This window comes from Azospirillum sp. B2RO_4, assembly GCF_051124815.1.
Classification (GTDB): domain Bacteria; phylum Pseudomonadota; class Alphaproteobacteria; order Azospirillales; family Azospirillaceae; genus Azospirillum.
Genome location: NZ_CP118485.1, coordinates 38,838 through 55,552 on the forward strand (window position 1 = coordinate 38,838; position 16,715 = coordinate 55,552).

Here is a 16,715-nt window from a genome sequence, read left to right on the forward strand (position 1 = left end):
CCATGGGATGTTCAGAGCTTCCTACTCAACCTCCGCTTGGTCACACAAAACTTGGAAGGGCCCAACCTTGCTCGCTGAAACACAGCCGGTCGAAATGCCGTCGGGTGACCGCTAGGTTTTTTTGGGTCCAAACAGACGCTTCGAGATGAGGTTCACAAGGTCACCCAACGCTGACACCCTGGGATCATGTTCTGCCAAAAATTCGCACAGCGTTCCGAGCACGCCGCAGCGATCAGCGGTCTCAACGATGCTGTAGTCGCTGTGCTTGGAATAATCCCTTTCCCAAGCTCCAGCGGGCGATGCGCCGAACCGCAGATCTTCGGGCCAGAACGTGGAGGTGTTGCGGAGGTGATCCGTCAACGCGCGGGCGATGTCCCTGGATCCGGCAATGCATCCTGCCAGGGGCGCATACAACTCCGGCGTCAGGCCCCGGAGGATCGAGAGAAGCTGTTTCGTTTCGGCCATCGTCAAGGGGGCGCCGTCAGGTGACTCGGCGCTCATGGTGCCGCCGGTGCGGTAGGCGTACTCAAGGGACGCCATCGTAAAGCCGTTGCCGGAACACAGATCCATGAAAAACGTGCGCAGTTCCTCGCTGTAAATCCCGAAGATGTTCCGCCGCGGCGCGTTGCTGCTCAACTCCTCGGCAGCCTCCTTGACCCAGGCGCCGGCAAGAGACAGCCCGCTGGGTGTGAAATGGGCGCGCCTCTCCCATCGCGTGATCACGGCCCGGTCCGCGCTGAGCAGCCCCGCGAACGCACGAATGGAATCGAGCGACTGGAGGTTGCGATGGGGCAGCCAGTCTAAGAGGTGCAGGTCGGTGCGTCGGCCAACGTCCACACCCGCCAGCAACGACGCGATGAGAAAGTAGGTTGGGTGGCCGTCCGAATGCCACCCCATAGACTTTCTCTTCTTCAACTGGCTGGCCAGGGACCGGGTTTGGCGAGCCCACGGTTGAATGCCCCAGCAGAGCGCAGCCTTCCACAATCCGGTTTCCCAAAGCCGGCCATCCGCGACTTTCCTTGCGGTGTCTTCTGCCGTTCGGCCCTCCTCAGCAAAGCTGCGGAGCAGGATGGAGCCGGCGTGGCGCACCGTGTCGAAATCGATCACATCGAAGGCGGAGAGAACCTGCCGGTCAAGCCGGTCGAGGTCTATGCTCGATGGCGAGCCCAGGCGCTGTGCCGGTGGCGGGACGGCTTCCGATGGAACCGCCACTTCCTGGGCATCCTGCTGGGCTGCGGCGGTGGAGAAGCCCCGGCTTAGGTTCCGCCTCGACAATGCCGAAAACGCGCGGTTGCGCAGGGTGCCAGTCAGGCTCTGCAACTCGCTGTCGGAGAGGCGCTCGACATCGCCGAGAGTCGCCTTGATCGTGCCGCGCCACGCCACGGGCAGGTCGTTCATGTCGTCGCCGAGCAGGGCCCGCATGGCAAGGGCGAGGTCGTTGGGAAACGGATCCGGGATCTCGCCGCCGGTCAGAGCGTGGTGATACATCGCCTCGACGCGCCGCTGGGCAGGCGTCAGGCGGGTCCAGAACGGCAAGGCCGCGCCATCCGGCTCCTCGCTGTAGAAGCGCCGGGCGGCCACGCTGACTTGCTGTGCCGCGTGCCTGAGCTCGTCCTTGCGCCTTTTCGAGTCCTCGCTGTCCGTGGCCCGGGGCCCGGCAAACAATTGGCGCAGCATCAGGCGACGCAGGTCCGGACGGTGGCGGAGCACGCCGTCTTCGCCGGTCGGTTCCACCAGCCAGTAATGCAACGAGAGGGCCTCCCAGAGCCCTTTGGCCTCCTCGGGCGTGACGCGGCGGCCGAGGCAGGGCTCCGCCAACACAGTCCGGATCAGGTCGGCCGAGACCCGGCGCAGGATGAGACCGGGATGGGCGAGCTTCTGGATGTTCTCATCCGCAATCCGGTCGAGGATTCGGCTGTAAAGAAAACTCTGGGCGAATTCCGCGGAAAAATCCGGATCCGCCTCGATGTCTCCCAGCAAGTCCTCGATCTCTCTGTGCGACCGTTGGCGCGCGAACCGCTCCAGCACGATCAGGGCCAGGGGATGCCCACGCATGGCCTTCGCGGCGCGCAGGCGCTGGTCCTGCTGGGGAAACCGCGGCGCGGCGGGATTGTGGGTGCGGTCGCGCTGCTCAAGCAGCGCCGCGGCCGGTCCGGGCGTCAGGGGGCCGACCTTGACCCACCGCTTCTTGGAGCCGAACCGTGCCACGGCCGGCGCCTCCGGCAAGGGGACACCACGGCCGCTCACCACGCTGCGCAGGCCCGGAAACACCCACGGCTGACGGAGCTGCTCCTCGAGCTCGAAGATCGCCGACACCGTCTCGGGCCCAAGGTTGCCCACCGTCTCGAAACTGTCCATGACCAGGGCGATGGGCTCGCTGCGCAGGGGCGAGGGTACGAAGGACCCGATCTGAATGAAAATCAGCTGTTGCAGAAGGCCAAGCTCCTTATCGGCGTGGACACTGTCCGTCGCGGTCCGCTGGTCGAAGCGGTCGCGGAGCGTGGATCGAAGGGCCTCCAGGCCGTCGGCGGCCCGCGTGTGCATGTCCGACGGTGCGTGGCCCGCCCGCAGATACTCCGCGGCAAGCTGCCGCAGGACCTCGCGCATGATATCGACCAGACGCCCGCCGGCCAGCGTTGGCCGGTCGAAATCCAGAAGCACGACGAACGGCGGCTTGGTGCTGCACATCCACCGTCGCACCAGGTCGGCCAGCAACGCCGACTTGCCGAAGCCGCCGTCGCCGCTGACCAGAAGCGGCTGCGCGGTGGCCGCGTCGCCAAGGACGTGCCGTCTGAGCCGGCGGGTCAGCGCCATGCGTCCGAAGAGCCTGTCCGGCAGCACCATGGCCAGGCTCGCCAGGCGCTGTCGCATGCTGATGCGCGACGCAACCTCGCCCAGTTCCACCGTCACCCGCTCTTGCGCGACGGCGGGCGTAAAGCGCGCGAACTGGCTGGCGGCGTAGCGGGCCTCGTCCTCCCGTTGGTGGCGCGGGTCGCCGATCTTGCCTTCCTTGGCTGGAACCGCGCCCAGCCGGCTGCTCTTGCCGCGCAGCGTCTCGCGCAGCATCGTCCCGAACAGGTCGCCCTCATCCAGAGGCGGTGCGGCGGCGATGATCGGGGCGAGCAGGTCGCCCATGGTGAGCCGGCTCAAGGCTGCGCGGCGGACAGCCGGCTTCAGGATCCAGCGGTAGGCGCCGCTGGAAAGGTCCTCGTCGCACAGCTCGGCGAGAGCGCCGGCGAGCCGGCTGCGTTCCGGTTCCGGGGCCTTGTCCAGGAGCGCAAGCGGGTCGAAACGCCCCGACACCGCGGCGAGAAGCGTGAGCGTGTCCAAATAGGCCGACGGCATCAGAGCGTTTCCTGTCCGAAGTAGGACTCCAAAGCCTCGTCGAGGTGCTTGGCGGTGAACTCCGCAAGGCTTGGAAGGGGGTCTTGCTGTCCGGCGAAGGAGGCGAGCGCCTTCGCGATCAAGGTCGCGACCTCACCGTCGAGCGGCTTTCGGTTGAGGCCCCGGGTGAGCAGCCAAGCCTTGAACAGACTCTCCATGCTGAGCAGGTCGCTCTCGTCGATGGGACACTCGAGGCAGGCGTCCTTGGGGATGTGCCCAAGCGACGCGGTCAGGCCAATGAGGACGATCCGCATCTGCGGAACGCTTCGGATGTGCTGGTACAGCACGTCGAGGAACTCCTTGCCGCCGGCGTCCGTCAGCGGGTGGACGTCGAGGTCGTCGAGGACTAGCCAGATCCGCTTGCCCCGAAACTGCCCGGCGAGCGTCTCGTTGAGGAAGGCGACGAGCTGGCGGGCGTAGGCCGTTTCGGTGGTGGTGGGCTCGGGCATGTTGTGCGACGCGGACGGCGCCAGGGCGTCCAGAATCCGCGCGGCCATGGCCTTGGCCCCAACCGGCACTGTGTCGGCGCTGAATTGCACGTAAACGTTGTCGGGGGCCGGGAACGAGTGTTTCAGGATCTCGACTGTAAAGCTCTTGCCGACCTTTCGGCGTGGCCCCCCGCCCGGCGGCTGGACCACGAGCACCTGCTTGGCGCCGATGGTGGACCCCGGTGTCGGTTGCTTCACGAGTTCGTTCAAATCGTCGAGAAGCTTGCTGCGTCCGAACACGGGACGCCGGTGGTCGATGCAGCCGTTCGCCACATAGCGGTTGGCCTTCCCGACGATCTCCCCGATCTGGGGCTTGAGCGACGCCGCGATGGACGAGAGGCGGACGGCGACGTTGACGATGTCCACGGGCACCTTCAGGGTCTTGATGTCCGCGCCCGTGGGGATTGCGCCGATGCCGAGGTGGTGCAGGGCGACGGGCCGGCCCCGGTCGTCCAGGACCAAGCCTCCCGAGGATCCCGTCAGGGTCGTGGCGCTGTGAAAGACGTGCGCCGCGCCCTCGTCGCCGTCGAACTGAAAGGTGCCGCCGGTGATGGACCGTCCGTCCCCGAGGGGGTGATGCAACACCCAGCAGGAGCCGCCCAACCAATCCTCCTGCTCGGGCAGCTTGTACCAGCCGCGCTGGTAGCCCGGTGTGCCCCGCAGGTTGATCACGGCGTAGTCCAGCGCGGTGGCCAGCGAGGCGGTCCAGGCCTGCCGAACGGCGTCGTCCATCCACCACTGGTCACCCGCGGCGTCGGGCTCGACCTCGCCCATGGGGCTGTGGCCGAGACACCAGGTGTCGTTCGCCGGCACGATGCTTGGCTGGTCGGCGCGCAGGCCGCTTGTGCGCGAGAAATCGAATTCGACGTGGAGGCTTTCCCCCAACGCGCGCTGCAGCGTGGGGGAAAGCTGGTCGACCACATGGTGGTTCGTCAGGACCGCGGATGGACCGATGAGGAGTCCGGTGCCGGTCTGTGTCGTTCCTTTCCTCTTCGCGACCACCTTGCACAAGCGCTTCCTGGCCAGAAGGATCGCGGGCACCAGGGCATCGGGGTCGGTGAGCGTGGCGTTGATGTCCGTCAGCTTCTCCGGCCGCACCGTCGAGAACACGGTCGTCAGCCTCTGGGGCGTGATCGTGCCTCGCGCGGTGCCGGCCGGCGCGGGGCCTGCCATGTTCAGCGCCTGATTGGCCGCCGCCACGAACCCGGCCCGCACGATCGCCTCGTCCGACCCCAGCGCGGCGAGCGCCAGCGCAATGGCTTCCGTGGGATCCGCCGGCTGGACGTTGATCCCCGCCAGTTGGGCGCGCTGCAAGGTCGTGATGACGGCGTGCATGAAGCTGCGCGGTGCGTCGGGATCGCGAAACCCCGCCACATAGTCGTCGAAGACCTGCTGGAACAGCAGCCGGGGCACGGTGACCAGTTCGGCAACGCGTCGCGCCGTTTCCAGGGTGTGGAGGAACTCCTCCGGTGTAGCGGTCATGGCGGCGCGTCAGCCTTCCATCCAATTGAGGGACTTCATCACGTCCGGGTCGATCAGTCCGGCCTTGCTCGTCGCGACCGTGCGCACAGCCGTCAGCGCGTGCGCCAGGTTGACGCGTTTCGGGGCACCGCCGAAATGCAGCCCGCAGACGATGTTGCCGTCCCCGGCGAGCGCCACGACGCACGATCCCGAGTTTCCCTGCAGCGTCGTCGCGTCGTGGCCGAAGGCCCAGCCGCGGTCGTCTCCGTCCAGACGTCCGGTCTGCCACTCCACTTCACCGGGGCTGATGTACTTGACGCCATAGTCGTCGCCGTACAGGTCCCACAGCCGGTCCCACATCTCCATCGACTGTTCGCCGGTGTCGGGGTCGATGCCCGCGGTGTAGACCGGCTTTGCCGGATAGCCGACGACGAGCACCTTGCCCGGCGCGCCCGCGTTGTCCGGCAGCGCGGCCAGATCGACCGGCTTGGGGAGCGGCGTTCCGCCCGCGCTGGTCGTGCCGACCGCCAGGATGGCCATGTCGAGCTTGCGCACGTCGGCCATGGCGCCGACCCGGTCGGGGCCCGCGGTGAGCACCTTGTCCACCGCGAAGGATTGCTCCGAGCCCGTCCCGGCGGGGGTAAAATTGATCGTCACCGGCCCCTTTAGGACGAAGTCATGCCCTCCACCCGGCCGGGGCAGGGGTTCGGCGAAGGCGTCGATCACGTGGCGGTTCGTCATCACCAGCCCCGGCCCGACGACGGTTCCGGTGCCGACGTGATACGAGGTGCCGTCGAGCACCACATCGATCCGCCCCGTGGACGCGATGATCCGCTTGATCGCGCGACGACGCGGGACCAGGTCGGGAACCCAGCTCGCCGCGCGCGGGTCGTTGATCTTGATGAAGTCGTCGTCGCCAACCCGCAGAGCCGGGCGCCCCGTCAGCTTGATCAACGCCTCCGCGGCAACGCGCTTGATACCCTTAAACGCCCTGGCCGAGCGCACGCCGGAGGCGAAGCCATCGAGAACGTCCGGCATCGCGCCGAGCACCTGCTGCCGAAGCGCCGCGATGTCGGACGCGGCAGCTGGCCCGCCGGCAGGCGAGCTGAGCGCCTTGTGCGCGGTTTCGAGAATGGCCTGCTTGCCGGCGCCCTGCAGGACGCTGCGCGCCTGGTCCTCCGTGATCGCGCCGGCGCTCTCCGCGCTGCCGGGCCGCCGGGCTGCAATCACCCGAAGCGCCGAGATCGGTGCGATGTCCGGCGGGACCGGCGTTGTCAGGATCATCGGCGCCGCGATGGCCCCGGGGGAGCGGCCTGCCCGGCGCAGCGCCTCGGAGAGGGCGCGCGACGGGCGGGGGGCCAGCGCCGACTCGAGGGCTGGGGCTCGGGTCGGATCCGTGCGTAGCGCCTTATCGAACGCCAGATGGCCCGCCTCGGCCGCGAAGCGCGGCCCCGGGACACCGGCCTCCAGCGTGTCCCAAGCGGGGTGCGCCGATACCGACGGGGCGGTGGGCAGGTCGATCGCTGGCAAGGGCAGGCGCAGCAGGCTTGCGGCGTCCACCACGCCGGCCCCCATGGCGGCCGAGTCCCAGCCGTCCGGGTGGGACGCGGTCTGGCGGAGCGCGGCACGGAAAAGCGCCTGCACGGTGACCTTGCGGGCCGCTGCCTCGCTCCGTACGGCGTCCACCGTGTGCCGGGCCAGCCACAGGGCGGCGCACCCCGCCGTGAGCGCCGTGGCGAAGGAGGTGCCCTGTCCCGGTTCAACCAGGGCGGGATCGCTTGGCTGGGGGCTGCTGCGCCGCGCGACGGGCACGTTTTCCGCCGGGGCGGCGATGTCCACCTTGCCGCCCCGCGACGTGCCCTTCCACGGCTTGTGGTCAACGTCCACCCCCGCCACGGCGATGACGTTCTCGTCCCAGGCGGGGTAAACCACTAGGCGCACGCAGTTGCCCGCGGCCGCCAGCACGATCATGCCGGCCTCCACTGCGCGCTGGATGGCGCGTTTGAGGTCGCGGAACTCGATGGCCCCCCCGAGGCTCAGACTGATGACGTGGCAGTCCTCCCGTCGGGCATGGTCGATGGCCGCCGCGACGGCGGCCCCGCTGCCGATCACCACGTTGTCGATGCAGCGGATGGGCACCACGCTCGCCGCGGGGGCGCACCCGACGATGACCCCGGCCGACCGGCTGGCGACGCACCCCGATGTGGCGGTGCCGTGCCCGGGCGACGACATGTGTGGGCTCAAGGGGTCGTGCGGCGGTCCTTCGCCCGCGATCACGTCGATTCCGCGGTCGAGGTCAACCGCCCCAGCCAACTCGGGGTGGTTGGTCACACCGGTGTCGGGCTGGCCGATGCGAATGCCGTCCCCACGGGTCCCAAATTCCTCCCACGCTGCGTCCGCACGGACGGCCTTCACCGCCCAGTGGAGATCAGCGGGGGCTGGGGCGGTGGAGGTGCACAGCTTCGCGACGGCCGTTCGCACGGACTCCGGCGCGGGAAGGTCGCCCTCCACGGCGTCGTGCCAAACGGGATCCACGTCCGGCGTGCACGACGCCAGATCGAGGGCTTCGGCCAACTGGTGTGCCTGTTCGAACAGGTATTCGGACGACTGCGCCCGGCCCACGCCCTTGAAGTCGAGAATGAAGATGTGCGGGTCGTCCCCGGGCGGCAAGCGATAGAAGGCAAAGCCGGACCCGTTCAGCAGCGTGGCGATCCGGGCGCGCTCGGTGTCTTCATCCGGGGGCGTCCGATACTCCAGGGAAAACCGGAGAATCCCTTGCTCAAGACGATTGTCTTGGGGGTGCTGTCCAGCCGCGGCGGCTGCCTCCAACAGATCCAGCCTCATCTTACTCCCCCTTTGTCCGTCTCCATCCGGGTCGCGAGGCGCGCCGGCTTGCCGTGCGACAGAATAAAATCAGTATAAGCCTCCTGCAACTATCGATCTTTCATTGTGGCGTGCGTCATCAAACTCTTGTTTGGAGGCGCATACCCGGGTATGCACAAGTAATACTTGCCGAACAGTACCAAACGCGCGTAATAATCAAAGAATGCGCCGTAAAGCTCGCACGATGAGCGGAGATGTGGCGATGGTGATGGCAACTTGTGCCGGCCGGAGGTCGCGTGGCGCGCGCGCGTGCCTGCTGGCGGTTTGCTCCCTCCCGGCGCTGGGCTCCGTCTCGGGTACCCCGGCCCACGCCTTGGTCGTCGTCGCCAACCTGCCGGCGGCGTCCGGGTCAGCAACTACCCGCGTGGACGAGGGCCGCGTTACGCTGCGGTTGCGCAACCCGTCGTCCAGCACGGCGGTCCGGCTCAAGGCGGATACGAGTTTTCACCACGCCGCGTCGGCCCGGACCAGCCCGGCCGTCTGGAGTCAGGATGGCCGGGCCGCCACAGCGGATCCCGCCGCACTCTTCCTGCTTGGCCCCGGGGAGGTCGCCACATGGGAGGCGCGCGGCATGGTCCCTGAGAAAGGCGAATGGACAACGGGCATCGAAGTTCTCGCGGACGAGGGTACGCGCGCCGAGCGGTTCGTTCTGATGGTGCGGCGGGAATTCGCCGACGTGCCGAGTGACTTCCTGCTGGAGCCGAAGCCGGTCGTGCTTCCGGCATCGCTCGGTCCGTTCGGGGCGGACCCGCACTTGATCACCCTCATGGGCCAGAACGCCACGAGCGATCCGCTGTGGGTGAGCGGTGCCCGCGTCTTGCGCGTGAACGCTGTGCATGGGAACGACATGTTGAGCGCCGGTGCGACCGCTTTGCCGTCGGTGACGAGCCGCGGCTGCTCGGGCATGGTCCCGGCCGCCTCCGGCTGCACCAATACGCTGGAGTTCCCCGCCTCGTACGGTGCCGGGACCTACAAGGTCGATGTTGCCGTCACGGGGCCGGGAGGCGGACAGTTCCTGCGCACCATGGACGTGAGTGTCCGCGCGCCGGACTGGCTTGCCGGTCTGGTTGTCGCGGTGGGGGCGTGCCTGGGCGCGGTGGTGGACCATTGGCGGTCGCGGGGGCGGCGGATCATCGACGCGCTGATCGCGATTGCCGAGCGCGGCGAGCGCGCCCACGCTCTTGGCCGGGTGGTCACGCTGCCGTCCTTGAAGGGGGCGGTCGCGGAGCTCATTCGCCAGTTGCGGGACCTCGACCGCAGGACCCGGCTGGACACGGCGGGGGCCATAGACCTTGCCGCCCACGATTTGCGCTTGCTGGCCCTTGGTGCGGCCGCCGCCGCCGGCGTCCCCGCCGGCAGCCCGGCCGCGCCCGTGATCGCGCACCGGCGCGCCGGGCTTCTCGCCCAGGTGCAAGCGCTGGCGCTGGGTGAGCCGCTCCCCGACACCGCGGCGTCGCAGGCGCTGGCCGCGGCGGCGGCGCTCCGGGACGCGGTGCGCCAAGTCGAGCCTCTCGTCGAAGCGGCCCGGACAGCGGACCAGAGGCTGGCGGAGGTTTCCCCGGCGTTGCGGAGCCTGTTCCCCGGCGCCGACCTGGCCGACGGCTGGGAGGATCTGGCGGGGATCCGGCAGCTGGTCGCCAGCGGTGCCGCCTCTGGTGGACGCCGGCATCAAGCTGACGCTCGACCTGTCCGGTCTGCTCCAGGGGCCGGGCGCGGGCGCGCCGCTGAGCGACCTTGTGCACTTCCAGCACAAGCTCGACGGGATGACCAATCTTTTGGTGCTCGTGGTGATCGCCGGCGCCGGGGTGCTGGTGCTGTGGGCCGGCCGATCGAATTGGCGGAGCACGGTAGACATGGTGCAGGCGCTGCTCGCCGGTGTCGGAACCAGGGTCACCGTCGGCCTCGTGTCCCAGCGGGCGTGACACCGAACACGGCGGAGGAGTCATGGCAGAGCGCAACCAGAAACGCGTCCGGGACTTTCTTGTGCAGATCGCCGGCGGGCGCGACCAGCTTGGCGACCTGCCGCGGCAGGTCGCGGCGACGACCGAAGCGATCTTTGGAACCGGCCACCGGACGGCGGGACGGCTGGCGACCGAGGCAACAGCCCCACCGCCGCCGGTCGTCCCGCCCGCCGGCGCCAAGGTGATCCCCGACGGGAGGCTGGCCGCGGCGGCCCTCAGCGCGGCGGAAAAGCTGCGCGGTGGAAACAAGCCCCTGACGCCGATCGAGCAGTTCGCGACGGAAGCCATCATCATTCCGGACCGGCGCCCGGCCTTCGACATCGTCGATGGGGATTTCGCGGCGGACCATTGGCTCTGGGGCAAGTTGACACGCGATCTGGCTATTCACCGCCGCCTGATCAGCGCCTTTCCATGCATCGGGCGGATCGAGTTGCCCGGCCAATCGCGCATTCCCTATGGCGGGACGGGCTTCGTCGTCGGGCCGGGGCTGTTGATGACCAACCGCCATGTCGCGGACATCTTCGCCCAAGGCGTCGGGGTGCAGAACCTTCGCTTCCGCACCGGCATGCAGGCGGGCGTGGATTTCCGGCAGGAGCGGGGGCGTCCTCGCGGCCTGACGCTGGCGGTGCGGTCGGTCCGCATGATCCACCCATGGTGGGACATGGCGCTGCTCGAGGTGGAGGGGCTTGCCGCCGCCGCCGGCTCGCTCCGCCTGTCGGTCGAGGACGCCCGTGGCATGGAGGCGCGCGAGGTGGCCGTTGTGGGCTATCCGGCTTACGACCCGCTGCGCAACGATCCCGCCGTACAGGACAAGCTCTTCGATCGCACCTACGGCGTGAAGCGCCTTCAGCCCGGGCAGATCGCCGCGCGCCGGCAGACTGAGAGCTTCGCCAAGATCGTCGACGCGGCGGCCCACGATTGCTCAACCCTCGGTGGAAACTCGGGTTCCGCGGTGATTGACCTGGCCACCGGTGAGGTCGTCGCCCTGCATTTCGGCGGCCGGTATTTGGACATCAACGTTGCGGTTCCCACCGCGGAATTGGTCAGGGACGCTCGCGTCCGCGACGCCGGGGTGGCGTTCGCCGGCAGCGCGCCCCGTGGCCCCGCGCCGGAGTGGCTGAATGCCTGGAACGAGACAGAGGTCAGCATGAACGACGATCGACGGCCGCCGGCGCTGCCTGCCACCGACCACGGCATCGTGCCCTGCTCCGCGGGCCGGGCCACCTTCGAGGTCCCGCTGCGCATCACCGTGGAGATCGGAGACGGTGCCCGGGTCGTGGCGCCGGCCGTGTCCGCGCCGACCGCGCGCGAGGCCGGTGGCGCCGACGCGCAGGAAGCCCTGCGCGAGCCGGAGCGGGACACCAACTACGCGGGGCGCCGCGGGTATGACCCGTTTTTCCTGAACGGGCGGGAGGTGCCGTTGCCGAAAGCCCGCGATCCGCGGCTGCTGGCGACCCTGAGGGACGGCGGCACCGAGCTGACCTACCAGAACTTCTCCATCCTCATGCACGCCGAACGGCGGCTGGCCCTGATCACCGCCGCCAACGTTACGCGGGAGCCGCACCTGCGCACCCCGGAACCCGGGCGCCCCACCACGCGCAAAGGGCTGAGCGGCCTTGGCAAGAACGACCAGGAGAAGTGGTTCCTCGACCCCAGGCTGGATGCCGCCTACCAGTTGGTGGACGCGTTCTACACCCGCGACGGCGGCGCCTTCGACAAGGGCCACATCGTGCGGCGCGAGGACGTGGCCTGGGGCGAGACTTACGCCACACTGAAGCGGGCCAACGGCGACACCTACCACATCACCAATTGCTCGCCGCAAGTGGCCCAGTTCAACCGCTCCACCCTCGGCGAGGACAATTGGGGCGACCTGGAGGATCTGGTCCTGGCCGAGGCGGCCAGTGAGCGGTTCTGCCTGTTCGCTGGTCCGATCCTCGCGCCGGAGGACCGGCCATTTGAGGGCCAGGGCGAGGGCAGGCAGGCGCTGCGGGTGCAGATTCCGTCGCGGTATTGGAAGGTGGTGGTGGCGAGGACCGCCGACGGGCTGGCGGCGTACGGCTTCGTGCTGGAACAGGATCTGAGCGACGTGCCTCTCGAGTTTACGGCACCCGAGAATTTCCGGCGCCTGATGGCACCCTTGACGGCGATCGAGGACGCGGCCGGCGTTGACTTCGGCAGCCTCGTGCGAGCCGCGGACCGCTTTGCCACCGACCAGGCCGAGGCGTTGGCTTTCAGAGGCGGGGTGCGTCGCACGGAGTCGCTCGCGCCCGCGGCCGTGGACCAGGCGCCGCAGTCGGGCGACGATATCGAGGCGGAACCGGGTGTCAACCGCACCGTCCGGCTGGCCGAGGCGCCGGCGTCCTGGCGCGTCGCCAAGAGTCTCTTGGTCCTGCGCGAGCAGGTGAACGCGCAGGCGCCGGACCGCAACAAGGGCAGCGACGGCACCATCGGCGACGCCGCCCACGCCAGCCGCAACTCCGATCACAATCCGTGGGTGACCGACGGCGCGGCGGGGGTGGTTACGGCCATGGACATCACCCATGACCCTCGCGGCGGCTGTGACGCCGGGGCGCTGGCGGCGGCGATCGTCGCCAGCAAGGACGACCGCGTGAAGTACGTCATCTGGGACCGTCGGATCGCAAACCACGCCACGATCGACGGCCAGCCGGCCTGGGCTTGGCGTCCCTATACGGGGGCGAACCCGCACAACAAGCACGTCCACATTTCCGTTCTCTCGGAAAAAGTCCAGTACGACAACGAGAAGGAGTGGCAACTCTAACGCCGCACGGTTCGCGGCATCACCCGAGGGCACGTCGCTGGTGCGGCGTGCCCGCACCGGCCCGGGCCGAAAGCCGGGACCGTCCCGAGCCGCGTCGATGTCGATGAGGCGGCGGCGGAGCACGCATTGCGACACGCTAGGCGGGTCTAAAGCTGGGCGATCAAGATGTTTCCTTTCGCCTAGAGCCGGCCGGGCGCCAGGGAATGCCGTCCGCGCCGTCCCGTTTCAAGGGCAGCATGCGGTTGGTCGTTCCATCTCGCTCCGTCGGGCTTCCGGTGCGGAAATCCCGCGAAGCCACGGACGAGACGGAGCGCATTGTTCAGCGACAGTGAACTTGACGAGCCAGCGACACGAAGCCATGCATCCGATGGTGGAACGAGCCGCCTGAAGGCAGGTCCTTGTCAAGCCCCGTGCCGCCGCAGGCGGTGGCCCGAAAGGGCCAGGCTTGATAAGGGCCTGCTGAAGGCGGACCATTCGGCCCGGATGCAACCTGCGCTGGACGACACTCAGCGCGACAACGACGGCGTCACTGTCGCTGACCGGTCAAGTTCGGTGTCGCGCTACAGCGCATCGAGCGCCTCGACGGTCAGGCGGCGTTGCGCCAAGCGGACGGAAGCCGGGCCTGCGTCCATACGGTTCTCAGCCGTTCCTCGGACTTGCCGATCGCACACGACGATCCCGACCGGTGGGCAGCCTGGGTCCTGGCGGAAGCCGAGCGCATCGCCCCGGTGAAGAACGGCTTCGTTTCGCTGATCTGCAGGCCGCAGGTCGGTCGACGTGACGGTCACCTGCCCCATCGGCCAGGGCAGCGCGACCGGTTGAGTCACGTCGGGGTCGGGATGGCAGAGTTTGTGAGCCCAAGCACCCGTAGGCTGGCCGGCCGCTTTGTGCCGACGCACACCGTGACGCCGACTCGTCCCGGCCGAAACTGCCCCACCGGAAGGCAGGCTGACGCTCATTCCCGCTTGGTGCAGGTCCAGGTAAACGCACCGTCCGGAAAGCTTCCGCCCGTGGGCGCCTTGTCGCCGGCGCCGCTTGCTCCGACGCCGGTCTGCTTGCCAAAATTCTCCAAGCTGTGCACCACGGTGGCGGCGCCGGCGTGCAATAGTGTGCGTCCGGTGGCCCAATTCGCCACGCTGCCCTGCGTCGGATCTCCCCACACGCCCGCTCCTTCGACGCCGCGCCAGGTGTCCGACCCCGGCAAAGGGTTGAGCGAATCGACGATGGCGAGCGTTGCCACGTCGTTGCCACTTACGCACTTGAGCGTCCACGTCGTTGCCATGATTCCCTCCAGAGACAATGGTTGCAGCGGTCGGAGGCGGCAGCGCCGCCGGACCGGGCGCTCAGACGTCGCGGGCACCGTATACGACCTTGTCGCGATCTCCCGCGCGCCATGCCCAGTTGATGGTCTTGTTGCGCTCGCCGACAGAGTTCAACTTGCCCCAATACGCACTGGGGTACCGCCCGTGCTCAAGGGGCCCGGCGACCACGACGACGACGTGCCCGTGCGGCGAGGGGTCGGCCTGCTTCGATCCCTGGAGCCCCCCGATGACCAGCTTTCCGGCGTCGGCGGCTTGTTTCGCTTCGATGCCGTCACGGAGCTGCTGCCAGCCGGCCCCTTGGATCTGCGTTACGATGTCGTCCGCCTGACCGGTCAGGATCACCTTGAAGCGCGCCGCAACGTCCTTGACGAACGCGTTGCAGTCGGCCTTGTTGGCCGGCCACTCGTCCTCGCAGGCGGCAATGATCTCGGCGGCACGGCCAGCCGGTACCGCAGCCAGACGTGGCCTTGCGATCGCCGCCGCTTGCCCGGTCGCGGAATGGGGGGCCGGCACCGCCTCTGCGGCCATCATCGGGTGCACCGTCGGTGCCACGTCACCTGGTATGTAGAAGGGTTCCAGCGGCCTCTTCCGCCGTCCGTCCAAGAAGAAGTCGGTGTCGAAGTTCTGCGACGAGGACACCTGGTACGAGAGCAGAACGAGGTAGCCGAAAAACCCGGCGGCCAGACCGATTCCGTATCCGGCAAACAAGTCGGTCTCGGCCTTGAAGAGGGCGGTGATCCCGGCACCGCCAACGACGCCGATCACCGTGGTCAGGTCGCCGATCTGCACGTCCTGTTTCCGGAAGCGGTTGATGAAGTACAGATACCATCCGATGATGACTCCGAAGGCGCCGGCGCCGATGATCTGAAGCGTGGTCGCGTGCTCCATGATTCCTCCTTCCGGTCTTAGCTGTCGGGAGCGTCTGCCCTGCTGAGCGAGCGCATCCGGCTTGTGAGACCCAGTTCGATGACCGCTCCGCCCAGGTAACCCCACGCCACCGCGACCGGGCGCCCAAGGTTGAGGCCGTAAGCGGTGCCAACCGCGGACACGAAAAGGACGGCGGCGTACGCGCCAGCGCTCCAACCGTGCATCGCCGTCCACTTGGAGGCGCCGAGCCAGCCCGCGACCGCCCCGAACAGGGATGCCCCCGCCAGTCCGACCAACGCCTCACCAGGCACGCTCATGAGAGGCGCGCCTGGCCGATGGTTTCCACCCGCACCGCATAGGGCCGCGCCTCGGCCTCGATGATCGCCACCAGGGCCGCGCGCTTGGCTGCGTCGCCCGAGTTCGCGAAGTACAGCACGATGCAGTCGGCATCGGGGTCCATCCCGACCGCCTGCAGGCCCGCTTCTCCCAGATGGGCGCGGCTCATATCACGCTTCACGCCGTCAAGCGGCTTTTGGGGATCCGTCATCGGTCAGCAACTGTATGGCCAGTAGTTCCTCGACCAAGCGAATGGGCGCACCCAGGGCGTAGCTGCCATCCGATGGACAGGCAAACAACAGGGCGACGGCTTCGCCCGCGTCATTCACCAAAAGCGAGCCGCTGTCTCCGGGCAGCGCCACCGGCCCGGAGCCATCCGAGGCGACGAAGACCTGGTCGTCGAACGTCATCGTTCGACCATCGTTGGTGTCCACGGCAATGTCCACGGCCACGTCGGTCACGGTGCCGCGCGTCAGGCCGGTCGTTCGGCCAAATTTGCGCACGGCCTGCTTGTAAGCGGCGTTGGCTGAACCGGTCACCGCGCCGATCTCCAGAATTTCGGCCCTGACCTCCGTTCCGGAGTTGACCAAGGCGACCGCCGCGTCGAGGCGGTTGACCGCGGGGGCGAACTCGAGAGCTTCGAACCGGTGCAAGGTTGCGAACACGTCGTCGGGCTGAGCCCCGCCATCCCTCCAGCCCGGCTGGAGGATCGCATCCCCGGTTTGGCCGAGGTTCATGGCGGCAAAGACATGGTTGTTGCTGAGGGCGAGGATGACGCCCTCCTCCCCGGGCTTGGTTGACCGGCAGAAACAGGCGAGTGTCCCAGCGGTGACCCGGTAATGCCCCACGCTGCTCCCTGCCACCAGAGGACGCCGGCGGGTCGTCGCCAGCGGGTTCGACGCGAGGCGCGCGCGGGGCGCTTCGATGATGTCGGTGGGGAAACCGTTGATCGTGGACGGCAGCTTCATGTCATCCGGAATCGCGGCCGGCGCGAACTTGCTCTCGACGTAGACGCGGATGGCCATGTCCCCGGTCGTCTCGCCCTGGACCATCTTGGGACCGATTCCCACGGCGTGGACGTTGACCTCTGGCCGCACCGCCTCGGTAAACGCCGAGACCGCGGAGCGCGCCGACGTACGCCGGTGCCCGGAGTCGGGGCCGAGCCAGAGCCGGCTGAGGCTGCGCTTAGTTTCCCACATCGTCGAGAAATCCGCCATCTGTGCTCTCCTCGATT

Annotated in this window: 9 protein-coding genes; 2 read left to right on the forward strand and 7 right to left on the reverse strand. The window is 68.3% G+C overall.

What is annotated here, in order from left to right; genetic code table 11:
- Nucleotides 1-111: 111 nt before the first annotated feature.
- Genes PWS46_RS00170 through PWS46_RS00180 form a run of 3 tightly spaced genes read right to left on the reverse strand, consistent with a single transcriptional unit; the run spans nucleotide 112 to nucleotide 8,177 of the window.
- Nucleotides 112-3,345 (reverse strand): hypothetical protein, encoded by a 3,234-nt coding sequence (locus tag PWS46_RS00170; protein ID WP_434616439.1) that lies wholly within the window; start codon nucleotides 3,343-3,345, stop codon nucleotides 112-114.
- Nucleotides 3,345-5,354 (reverse strand): trypsin-like serine peptidase, encoded by a 2,010-nt coding sequence (locus PWS46_RS00175; protein WP_434616442.1) that lies wholly within the window; start codon nucleotides 5,352-5,354, stop codon nucleotides 3,345-3,347. Before PWS46_RS00175 ends, PWS46_RS00170 begins: the two co-directional genes overlap by 1 nt.
- Before the next feature lie 9 nt (nucleotides 5,355-5,363).
- Nucleotides 5,364-8,177, reverse strand: a complete 2,814-nt coding sequence (locus PWS46_RS00180; protein ID WP_434616445.1) for a S8 family serine peptidase — start codon at nucleotides 8,175-8,177, stop codon at nucleotides 5,364-5,366.
- 1,694 nt (nucleotides 8,178-9,871) lie between these two features.
- Between PWS46_RS00180 and PWS46_RS00185 the strand changes: the two genes are divergently transcribed.
- Entirely contained in the window at nucleotides 9,872-10,138 is a 267-nt protein-coding gene (locus tag PWS46_RS00185; protein ID WP_434616448.1) for a hypothetical protein, read from the forward strand.
- A 22-nt stretch (nucleotides 10,139-10,160) separates the two neighbouring features.
- A complete protein-coding gene (locus tag PWS46_RS00190) occupies nucleotides 10,161-12,956 on the forward strand; it encodes a DNA/RNA non-specific endonuclease (protein ID WP_434616451.1) in 2,796 nt (931 codons plus the stop codon).
- A 955-nt stretch (nucleotides 12,957-13,911) separates the two neighbouring features.
- Here the strand turns inward: PWS46_RS00190 and PWS46_RS00195 are convergent.
- The 4 genes from PWS46_RS00195 to PWS46_RS00210 all read right to left on the reverse strand — a co-directional run bounded on the left by PWS46_RS00195 (nucleotide 13,912) and on the right by PWS46_RS00210 (nucleotide 16,698).
- Nucleotides 13,912-14,238, reverse strand: coding sequence for a hypothetical protein (locus PWS46_RS00195; protein WP_434616454.1), 327 nt, complete (start codon nucleotides 14,236-14,238; stop codon nucleotides 13,912-13,914).
- A 61-nt stretch (nucleotides 14,239-14,299) separates the two neighbouring features.
- Entirely contained in the window at nucleotides 14,300-15,166 is an 867-nt protein-coding gene (locus PWS46_RS00200) for a hypothetical protein (protein WP_434616457.1), read from the reverse strand.
- A gap of 292 nt (nucleotides 15,167-15,458) precedes the next feature.
- Nucleotides 15,459-15,650 carry a hypothetical protein gene (locus PWS46_RS00205; RefSeq protein WP_434616460.1) on the reverse strand — a complete coding sequence of 64 codons (192 nt, stop codon included), beginning with the start codon at nucleotides 15,648-15,650 and terminating at the stop codon, nucleotides 15,459-15,461.
- A 16-nt stretch (nucleotides 15,651-15,666) separates the two neighbouring features.
- On the reverse strand, nucleotides 15,667-16,698 hold the full coding sequence (locus PWS46_RS00210; protein WP_434616463.1) for a hypothetical protein: 1,032 nt from the start codon (nucleotides 16,696-16,698) through the stop codon (nucleotides 15,667-15,669).
- Nucleotides 16,699-16,715 lie beyond the last annotated feature (17 nt).

Excerpts from the sequence above, each read along its gene's own strand:
- PWS46_RS00180 (WP_434616445.1), bottom strand. The coding sequence starts at position 8,177 with ATGAGGCTGGATCTGTTGGAGGCAGCCGCCGCGGCTGGACAGCACCCC.
- PWS46_RS00170 (WP_434616439.1), bottom strand. The coding sequence starts at position 3,345 with ATGCCGTCGGCCTATTTGGACACGCTCACGCTTCTCGCCGCGGTGTCG.
- PWS46_RS00190 (WP_434616451.1), top strand. The coding sequence starts at position 10,161 with ATGGCAGAGCGCAACCAGAAACGCGTCCGGGACTTTCTTGTGCAGATC.
- PWS46_RS00205 (WP_434616460.1), bottom strand. The coding sequence starts at position 15,650 with ATGAGCCGCGCCCATCTGGGAGAAGCGGGCCTGCAGGCGGTCGGGATG.
- PWS46_RS00195 (WP_434616454.1), bottom strand. The coding sequence starts at position 14,238 with ATGGCAACGACGTGGACGCTCAAGTGCGTAAGTGGCAACGACGTGGCA.
- PWS46_RS00210 (WP_434616463.1), bottom strand. The coding sequence starts at position 16,698 with ATGGCGGATTTCTCGACGATGTGGGAAACTAAGCGCAGCCTCAGCCGG.
- PWS46_RS00175 (WP_434616442.1), bottom strand. The coding sequence starts at position 5,354 with ATGACCGCTACACCGGAGGAGTTCCTCCACACCCTGGAAACGGCGCGA.
- PWS46_RS00200 (WP_434616457.1), bottom strand. The coding sequence starts at position 15,166 with ATGGAGCACGCGACCACGCTTCAGATCATCGGCGCCGGCGCCTTCGGA.